Source organism: Bradyrhizobium guangdongense (assembly GCF_006483445.1).
Taxonomy (GTDB): Bacteria; Pseudomonadota; Alphaproteobacteria; order Rhizobiales; family Xanthobacteraceae; genus Bradyrhizobium; species Bradyrhizobium guangdongense_A.
The window spans coordinates 1-2,381 of record NZ_PPPT01000317.1 but is presented as its reverse complement, the minus strand read 5'-3'; the positions used below and the strand labels follow the sequence as shown (position 1 = coordinate 2,381).

2 protein-coding genes are annotated in these 2,381 nt (G+C 66.7%); both read left to right on the top strand.

Going from position 1 to position 2,381, the window contains the following annotated elements; all coding sequences use genetic code 11:
• A partial coding sequence (locus C2U70_RS32405; protein WP_246666925.1) for a GFA family protein occupies positions 1 to 500 on the top strand: 500 nt, incomplete at its 5' end.
• Between the two features lie 254 nt (positions 501 to 754).
• Positions 755 to 2,381 (top strand): thiamine pyrophosphate-binding protein (locus tag C2U70_RS32400; RefSeq protein ID WP_140982790.1); only part of this gene is annotated, 1,627 nt, incomplete at its 3' end.

Here is a 2,381-nt window from a genome sequence, read left to right as displayed (position 1 = left end):
CCAAAGCCGCCGTCGCCGCAGGGATCGCCACGGGACAGTGCCTGTGCGGCAAGGTCACCTTCGAGATCGACGTTCCCGCGCGCTGGGCCTGGCATGACCATTCCGCGGCGAGCCGCCGTGCCCATGGCGCGGCCTACGCCACCTATGTCGGAAGCTGGAAGAAGCGCTTTCGCATCACCTCCGGCAAGACCGCGCTGACGCGCTACGAGGACAAGGCGACCAGGACCGCGCGCAGCTTCTGCGCGCATTGCGGGACGCCGATCGCCTATGAGCGGCCGCGCGGCCCGCACATGGTCAATATTCCCCGTGCGCTCTTCAAGGAGCGCACCGGCCGGCAGCCGCTCTATCACATCGCGATCGAGGAGCTGCAGGAGTGGGCCTACACCGGCGAGCCGTTGGTGCCGCTCAAGGGCTTTCCCGGCGTGGTCTGGCAGCGTTCGAAAAAGAAGCGGCGCGCGAGTGGCGAGGACCCGTTCGAGATCGGACGCGACGAGATGTAACTCGCTCTCGTGCCCCGGATGCAGTGCGGCGCGAAGTGCCGCGCTGCTGAAGCCGGGGCCCATCTGACAGCGGGGTCGATGCGCGATGGGTCCCGGCTCTGCGCCGCACCGCTACGCGTTGCGTCGCGTCCGGGACACTAGGGCGGGGTTCTCGCGCAAGGCAGCCATGAGCGCGCTTCCTTGCGCCCATCTGGCGATATCGGCCATCATGTCCGCCGCGCCCGGCGGCAACGACCGTCCGGCCAGGAGGAACAATGAAGAACCGCATCACCGGCCGCTCGGCATTTCTGGCGCTGCTCCAGGATGAGGGCATCACGCATCTGTTCGGCAATCCCGGCACCACCGAGCTGCCGATCATGCACGCGCTGAAGGATCATCCCGATCTCACCTATGTGATGGCGATGCAGGAAAGCCTCGTCGTCGCGATCGCCGACGGTTTTAGCCGCGCCTCCGGAAAGCTCGTCGCCTGCAATGTCCATGTCGCGCCCGGCCTTGGGAACGCGATGGGCTCGCTCTACAACGCGCAGTTCACGGGCACGCCGATGATCCTCACGGCCGGCCAGCAGGAGCAGGGCCATGGCCTGATGGAGCCGGTGCTGTCGGGGCCGCTGGTGCGCATGGCGGAGCCGCTGGTGAAATGGGCGGTCGAGGTGACGCAGCTTGCGGATTTGCCGCGCATCGTGCGCCGGGCCGCAAAGGTCGCGACCACGCCGCCGACGGGGCCGGTGTTCATCTCGCTGCCGGGCGACATCCTCAATGCGGAAGCCGGCATCGATCTCGGCCGCTCCACCCGCATCGATGCGCGCACAAGGCCGTCCGATGAGGCGCTAAGAGCCTTTGCCGCGCGCCTGCTCAGGGCGGAGCGGCCGGTCATCGTCACCATGGACGAGGTCGTCAAGAGCGACGCGCTGAAGGAGGCGGCCGAGCTTGCGGAGCTACTGGGTGCTGCCGCCTATCAGTCGTCGACACCCTATGGCGCGCATTTCCTCTCGGAGAGTCCGAGCTTCGTCGGTACGCTCGCCCGCGTGCAGAAAGTCGCGCGCGACACGCTTGCGCCGCACGATCTCCTGATTGCGCTCGGCGGCGATCCCCTGCGCATGTCCGTCTATAGCGAAGTCGATGCGCTGCCGGATGGTCTTGGCATCGTGCAGGTTGGTCTCGCGGACTGGGAGATCGCCAAGAACTACGGTGTCGAGATCGCGCTGAAGGCCGACGTGAAGGAGACGCTGCGCGCGCTGATCCCGGTGCTGAAGGAGTTGGGCGGCGCATCGCTCGCAAGCCGCTCGAAGGCGCGCCTCGCCGAGCTTGCGCCAAAGAACTGGGCCGCGCGCCGCGCTGCGCTGGTCGAGCAGATCGCAAAGAACAGTGGCCGTACGCCGATCGATCCGGACTGGATGGTGCTGCAGATGGTCGAGGCGATGCCCGATCATGCGATCCTGGTCGACGAGGGCCTCACATCCAGTCGCCAGATCACGGCGCTGCGCCCGCATCGCGACCGCTACGGCTATCACGGGCTCGCGTCCGGCGGCATCGGCTGGGGCCTGCCGGCCTCGGTCGGCGCAAGCCTTGCCAATCCGCACCGGCCGGTGGTGTGTTTCTCCGGCGACGGCAGCGCGATGTATTCGATCCAGTCGTTGTGGACGGCGGCGCACCACAAGCTGCCGCTCAATGTCGTCATCGCCAACAATGGCGGCTACCGCATCATCAAGCAGCGCCTGCTCGCGTTCCATGGCGATGACAATTACGTCGGCATGGATTTTGTCGATCCGCCGGTGGATTTCGCGGGGATCGCGAAGTCGCTGGGATGTGAGGCGATCAAGGTGAGCGATCCGGCTGAGCTGAAATCAGTGTTTGCGTCGGCGTTCAACCGGCCCGGGACGA